This is a genomic window from Micromonospora phytophila (assembly GCF_023656545.1).
Lineage (GTDB): Bacteria > Actinomycetota > Actinomycetes > Mycobacteriales > Micromonosporaceae > Micromonospora > Micromonospora phytophila.
This window is the reverse complement of the sequence record NZ_JAMOKF010000498.1, coordinates 1-2,865: the sequence shown is the minus strand read 5'-3', so window position 1 is coordinate 2,865 and position 2,865 is coordinate 1. Positions and strand designations below refer to the sequence as shown.

General features: G+C 66.0%; 3 protein-coding genes and 1 pseudogene. 2 read left to right on the top strand and 2 right to left on the bottom strand.

Annotated elements, in window-relative coordinates; all coding sequences use genetic code 11:
* Positions 1-438, top strand: a pseudogene (locus tag NCC78_RS30320) (IS4 family transposase); the annotation flags it as partial.
* A gap of 94 nt (positions 439-532) precedes the next feature.
* On the top strand, positions 533-1,333 hold the full coding sequence (locus tag NCC78_RS30315) for a maleylpyruvate isomerase N-terminal domain-containing protein (RefSeq protein ID WP_250798822.1): 801 nt from the start codon (positions 533-535) through the stop codon (positions 1,331-1,333).
* Between the two features lie 12 nt (positions 1,334-1,345).
* On the opposite strand, the gene NCC78_RS30310 is transcribed toward NCC78_RS30315, so the two are convergent.
* Complete coding sequence (locus NCC78_RS30310; protein ID WP_250798820.1) at positions 1,346-2,128, bottom strand: transposase family protein; 783 nt, start codon at positions 2,126-2,128, stop codon at positions 1,346-1,348.
* Between the two features lie 106 nt (positions 2,129-2,234).
* Positions 2,235-2,561, bottom strand: a complete 327-nt coding sequence (locus NCC78_RS30305) for a hypothetical protein (RefSeq protein WP_250798818.1) — start codon at positions 2,559-2,561, stop codon at positions 2,235-2,237.
* Between the last annotated feature and the right edge of the window lie 304 nt (positions 2,562-2,865).

Below are 2,865 nucleotides of genomic sequence, written 5' to 3'. Positions count from 1 at the left end.
TGGGAGATCGAGACCGCCTACCTCGAACTCAAATCCAGCATCCTGGCCGGACGCGTCCTGCGCGCCCGCACCCCCGACGGCATCCAACAAGAGATCTACGCCCTGCTCAGCGTCTACCAACTACTCCACACCGCGATGGTCGACGCGACCGACAGCCGGCCCGGCCTCGACCCCGACCGAGCCAGCTTCACCACCGCCCTGGACACCGCCCGCAACCAAGCCGTGCACGCCGCCGGCGTCATCGCCGACACCGTCATCGACCTGGTCGGCGTCATCGGCACCCACGTCCTGGACCACCTACTGCCCGACCGCCGCATCCGCGTCAAATCCCGCATGATCAAAGGCTCCAACAGCAAGTACCAAGCCCGCGGCCCCAACATCGACCGACACACCTACAAAGCCACCACCAGCATCGACGTCATCAGCACCGACCCTTGACACCCACCGCCCCGCCCTAACTGAACGGCGTTGCCTCTAGACGTCCTTCCGGCTCGTCGACCTAGTTGTCGGAGCACAGTGATAGAAAGCCGGAATGCACAAATTTCTCACGTTCTCTGATCATCTGCGGCTGATTGACGAACGGTCGACCGCCTTCCGCGCTGCGGTCGCCGCGGCGCCCAGCCTCGACATGCAGGTTCCGACCCATCCCGAGCGGACGCTGTTCGATCTCGTGCAACACGTGGGCATGGGCCGCCGCAAATCAGCCGCCATCGTCGCCGCAGGGCCTGCAGACGCTCCCCCGGAGAAGCCCGCTTGGGAGGACGGCACGGGTGCGCCTCGGGAACGCGAGGCACTGCTGGCCTGGTGGACCGAGTCCATCGAGCAACTGACGAGCGCGCTGCGCGACGCCGGCCCGGATCGCGGTTGTTGGACGTGGTGGGGTGACTCGCAGTCACCGCAAACCTCCGGTGCATGGGCACGGCGCCAGGTTCCCGAGATCGCGGTGCACACCTACGATGTCCAGCTCACCGTGGGTGCCCCGCAGCCGCTGCCGGACGAGGTCGCCCTCGACGGTTTCGACGACTGCCAGTTCACCCTCTGCTCGACGGATGTCGCCTGGCCGCACGAACCCGCCGTCGTCGATTACTACGCCACCGAGGGCTGCTCTTGGCGCCTTCGGCTGTCCCGCGACGGCGCATGGGCCGCCCGCCTCGGCGCGCCGGCTGCCAGCGAGGACCCGGACCCGGACACGGCCGACGCCTCCGCCCGGGGCACGGCCAGTGACCTGGTCCTGTTCTTTTACGGCCGCATACCGCCGGATTCTCTGAAGCTGGAGCTGGACGGCGACCGTCGCATCTTCGACCAGCTCATCGCCTGGGACCCGTCCGTGTAACAACGATCCCTTTTATCCTACGTAGGCCGGGCTCTCGACGTGGTGCAGAACCAGGATCGCCTGCAGGATCGCGGTGGCGCGGTGTGGGCAACAGCGCAGTTTCGTCAGAACTTTCCAGGTCTTGAGGGTGGCGTTGGCGCGTTCACCGATGGCCCGGATCCGGGCGTGAGCGCGGTTGACCTTCTTCTGCCAGCGCGGCAGTTTCGGCCGGTAGCGGTGGCGTTTGAACGGTGTGCGGATGCTGCCGCGAACGCCTTGGTATGCCTTATCGGCAAAGGTCATCACGTTGGCGCTGGTCAGGGCGTCGATGATGCCGGAAGCGCGGGCCGCGGTCAGGTCATGGACCGAGCCGGGCAGGGCAGCTGAGGCCCAGACCAGCCGGCCTGCCGGGTCGGCGACGACCTGTACGTTCAGGCCGTGACGGCGGTGTTTTCCCGAGTAGTAGGGCTTCTGGTTGGCAACTCTGTCGATCGGGATCAGAGTTCCGTCGAGGATCGCGTAGGCCAGCCGGCGGATCCGGTCCATCGCGGCGTTCAGGTCGTCTGCGGTGGCGGCAAGCAGGTCGACAGCTTCCCGGACGTACCGCCAAGCCGTCGTGAAACCGATCTCGAATCCGCAGGCCAGGCGGGTCAGGGTGTCACCGTTGCGCAGGTGGGCGAGCGCGAGCAGTGCCTGCCGGCCGGGATCAAGGCGCCGCCATCGGGATCTGCGCTGTTCACGGTGGCGGCGGATGAGACCCGCGAGGTGGTTCAGGCTGCGGGCGGACAACGGAATCGCGGCAGGGTAAGACAGCACAGCGAGGCTCCCGGTTGGGGCATCTGATCTTGGTCGATTGCTGTCTTACCGGGAGCCTCGTCCTATGTCGACACCTGGGGTCTCCACTTGGCCGTGACCTGCACCGTCACGATGAAAAAGGCTCAAGGATCTGGACAACGGGATACGCCGCGAGGCAGACCTCGCATCGGACGATTGCCGGCGGTAGCGGCTTGGCCCATGAATCGCCTCCCGTGAGCGCCTGACTCTCGGCCGGGATGCAGCCTGGCCGCCGGGCCAACTCTCCGGCATGAGCACGCATCCGCCCGGTGCCCTCGAAGTAGAGGTTGCTGTAGTCGTCGTGGATCGGCTCGTCGTCTCGGGTGCGCGCTACGAACGGATCGACGACCTCAAACCAGGTGATCAGGCAACCAGATTCAACGAGCGAGGTTTGCCCCTCATCGTCGGGCTTCATGCGACGGTGACCTCCTTACCGTGATCAGACCCCGCCATCGACCATACGCAGCCCTCGGATGGCTTGGAACTCGGCAACGAGCGGGACCGGTCAGACGTTGAAGCGGAACTTAGACGGGCCTTCCCCTGGCCTGCGCCAACCTGCTTGGCACGCTGGTCGCACCCGGACATCGGCTCACATCATTGGTCACTGGTTGCCGACGTTTCACGCTGTCTTGTGCCCCGTGTGTGCCCCGGGCGACTCCTTGGCGAGAGACCTAACCGTGGCGGGCGCGCCACTCAAGATAGGCGGCCTGCTGCTTGGC

Bases quoted from the DNA above. Each gene is read 5' to 3' on its own strand.
- NCC78_RS30305 (WP_250798818.1), bottom strand. From the start codon at position 2,561: ATGAAGCCCGACGATGAGGGGCAAACCTCGCTCGTTGAATCTGGTTGC.
- NCC78_RS30315 (WP_250798822.1), top strand. From the start codon at position 533: ATGCACAAATTTCTCACGTTCTCTGATCATCTGCGGCTGATTGACGAA.